The sequence below is a fragment of the Pseudomonas folii genome, from assembly GCF_014357575.1.
In the GTDB taxonomy this organism is placed as follows: Bacteria; Pseudomonadota; Gammaproteobacteria; order Pseudomonadales; family Pseudomonadaceae; genus Aquipseudomonas; species Aquipseudomonas folii.
On record NZ_JACONW010000276.1, the window covers coordinates 1 to 3,190 of the forward strand.

At 56.1% G+C, this 3,190-nt stretch carries 3 protein-coding genes; 1 reads left to right on the forward strand and 2 read right to left on the reverse strand.

Annotated elements, in window-relative coordinates; genetic code table 11:
• Positions 1–304 precede the first annotated feature (304 nt).
• Positions 305–1,663, forward strand: coding sequence for a dicarboxylate/amino acid:cation symporter (locus tag H8S59_RS26610; protein WP_095095210.1), 1,359 nt, complete (start codon positions 305–307; stop codon positions 1,661–1,663).
• A 172-nt stretch (positions 1,664–1,835) separates the two neighbouring features.
• Here H8S59_RS26610 and H8S59_RS26615 read toward each other — a convergent pair whose 3' ends face one another.
• Both H8S59_RS26615 and H8S59_RS26620 read right to left on the reverse strand, forming a co-directional pair.
• Entirely contained in the window at positions 1,836–2,294 is a 459-nt protein-coding gene (locus H8S59_RS26615) for an REP-associated tyrosine transposase (protein ID WP_122394531.1), read from the reverse strand.
• 175 nt (positions 2,295–2,469) lie between these two features.
• Complete coding sequence (locus tag H8S59_RS26620) at positions 2,470–2,964, reverse strand: SprT family zinc-dependent metalloprotease (RefSeq protein WP_027901851.1); 495 nt, start codon at positions 2,962–2,964, stop codon at positions 2,470–2,472.
• Between the last annotated feature and the right edge of the window lie 226 nt (positions 2,965–3,190).

Genomic DNA, 3,190 nt, shown 5'->3' on the forward strand with positions numbered 1-3,190 from the left:
AAGTCATGGGGTGGCGATCTGATGGCGGATCGGCGGATACCCGCCACTCTTCCTGATTTTCTTCCGCTAATCGGCGGAAATCCGCCACTCTGAGCGGATGCTCAAACCCCGACTAAACTCCAACACACCGTTTTACATGCTGTTCAGCGTGTTTCTCAAAAGTGGCACGAGCCTTGCGATACAGATAAGAGGTCTGCCTCGTGCAGCTCGACAAAACAAATCCCTCCAGTTGCAGGAGGGTTAGCTCGTTAGGCATTGCGCGCATCACATGAATGGTGCCGACAACGCCCTTGAGGATGATTTCATGACGACTCGTCAGCCGATTTACAAATCCCTGTATTTCCAGGTCATCGTAGCAATCGTGATCGGTATTCTTATCGGCCACTTCTATCCTGACACCGGCAAGGCTCTGAAGCCGCTGGGCGACGGGTTTATCAAACTGATCAAAATGGTCATTGCCCCGATCATCTTCTGTACTGTGGTTAGCGGTATCGCTGGCATGCAGAACATGAAGTCGGTAGGCAAGACTGGCGGCTACGCGCTGCTGTACTTCGAAATCGTATCGACCATTGCCCTGCTGATCGGTCTGATCGTGGTCAACGTGGTTCAGCCGGGTGCCGGCATGAACATCGACGTGAGCACGCTGGATGCGTCCAAAATCGCTGCCTACGTCAGTGCAGGCGCTGACCAGAGCATCGTTGGCTTCCTGCTTAACGTAATCCCGAACACCATCGTTGGCGCCTTCGCTAACGGCGATATCCTGCAAGTCCTGATGTTCTCGGTGATCTTCGGCTTCGCGCTGCATCGCCTGGGTGCTTACGGCAAGCCGGTTCTGGACTTCATTGATCGCTTCGCCCACGTGATGTTCAATATCATCAACATGATCATGAAGCTCGCGCCTATCGGTGCCTTCGGTGCCATGGCGTTCACCATCGGTGCTTACGGTGTGAGCTCGCTGGTGCAGTTGGGTCAGCTGATGATCTGCTTCTACATCACTTGCGCACTGTTCGTGCTGATCGTACTGGGCGGCATCTGCCGCGCTCACGGCTTCAGCGTTCTCAAGCTGATCCGCTACATCCGTGAAGAGCTGTTGATCGTACTGGGTACTTCCTCTTCGGAATCGGCACTGCCTCGCATGCTGATCAAGATGGAACGCCTGGGTGCACAGAAATCGGTAGTAGGTCTGGTGATCCCGACTGGCTACTCGTTCAATCTGGACGGTACGTCGATCTACCTGACCATGGCTGCAGTGTTCATCGCTCAGGCGACCAACACTCACATGGACATCACGCACCAGATCACCCTGCTGCTGGTTCTGCTGCTGTCGTCCAAAGGTGCTGCTGGCGTGACCGGTAGCGGCTTTATCGTACTGGCTGCAACCCTGTCGGCTGTCGGCCACCTGCCGGTTGCCGGTCTGGCGCTGATTCTCGGAATCGATCGCTTCATGTCCGAAGCCCGCGCACTGACCAACCTGGTGGGTAACGCTGTTGCCACCGTCGTGGTCGCCAAGTGGGTTGGCGAGCTGGACACCGACAAGCTGCAAACCGAGCTGGCGTCCGGTGGCCGCAGTATCGACAACACCGCTCCAGTGGATGATCTGGGTGTTGCTGAACTGGCTGAAGAGCCACTGACCCGCCCGATCCCGACGCGCAAGCCTGTCTAACTACAGGCCGCGTGAATGAAAAAACCCATCTTCGGATGGGTTTTTTTATGGACTGGCGGCTAGCCGCCACTATCTTCAGCAGGCGGATACGTGCCCGCAAGCTAATTTGACGAAGTGGGATCTGTGGGAGCGTGGCTTGCCCGCGATAAGGACGACTCGGTCTTAGGGGCAACTAAATCCAGACAGCGTCCCAAAGCGGATAATTACCAATACGCTTGACCAGGCCTGCGCGCACCGGGTTCATCACGACATAGCGCGCCAACGCCTTTAGATCCTCATCACGTCGAACGGCACGGTCATGAAAACCTTGCTGCCATATACTGCCCGTGCGCCCTTGTGCAGCATTTACCGTTGCGCAGGTCAGGGACTTTGTACGCCCGACTGCCTGACTCAATGAACCACTCTTCAGTTCGAGTAACCAGTGGAAATGGTCAGGCATCACTACCCATGCCAGCGATTGGACAAGACCGTCGCGCTCGGCTTCCATGAACTGACGGGCCACAAGACGTCCTATCCTCAGATCGCCAAATATCGGCTGACGATCTCGAGTATTGGACGTGATTAGATAAATTCGACCGCTTTCACTGTATCGGCCCACGCGAAGCTGGCGAGACTGACGGGTTGATAGCATTCCACTGCCTTTCTACCTTACGAGACCCAAAAGCTAGACCAGGCTTTCGAGTAGAGGAGTGGGATTGCTTGCCAGAATGTGTCTGCCGCTTATACCGGGTCGCCCTTATCGCGGGCAAGCCACGCTCCCACAGGGACTGCGCAATACCAGGTATCGGTGCATGTCCCGTAGAACCTCACACCACCCGCGTCTCACCACTGAACACTAACGTTTCCCGGCAACTGCGGCACAGGTAGCGGCGACCTTTGCGGACCATCTGGTGACGTTGGGCGGAGAACGGGAATTCGCTTCCCGGGCACGGGCAGCGGTAGATGTAGCGCGTCACGCTGCGGCGCTGGACGGCGTAGGTGTGACAGCGGTTGGGCGGCAATTCGTAGACGCCACGCATGATCAGTTGCCATTCCTCGCCATGAGGCTGGATGCGGTCACCGAACAATTGGTGGGCGATCAGGTGTGCGACTTCGTGGGCAACTGTCTGGCGCAGAAAGTCTTCACTGTTTTCCCGGTACAACTGTGGGTTGAAGCGCAGCATATTGTCATGCAAATGCGCGACACCGGCTTTCTGGCCGCGCAGCTTGAGGCTGACTACCGGGCGTGTGAAAGGGCGTTTGAAAAAGGCTTCGGCTTGTTGGTAACAGACTTCGACACGGGTGTTGAGTGGCTCGAGCATGCTTCATGGGTCTCCAGAGACACCGAGTATGCCGTAAAAGGGCCGGGTATCGAAAACTCAAGCTGCCGAATGGTCATGTACAGACGCATATCCCTGTAGGAGCTGCCGAAGGCTGCGAAGCGGAGTGTCATGGAAATCGATTCGCAGCCTTCGGCAGCTTTCATCCAACAAAACAACAGCTATCTGATTCGGAATACTTTTCCGTAGGAGCGCACGAGCACAGCGC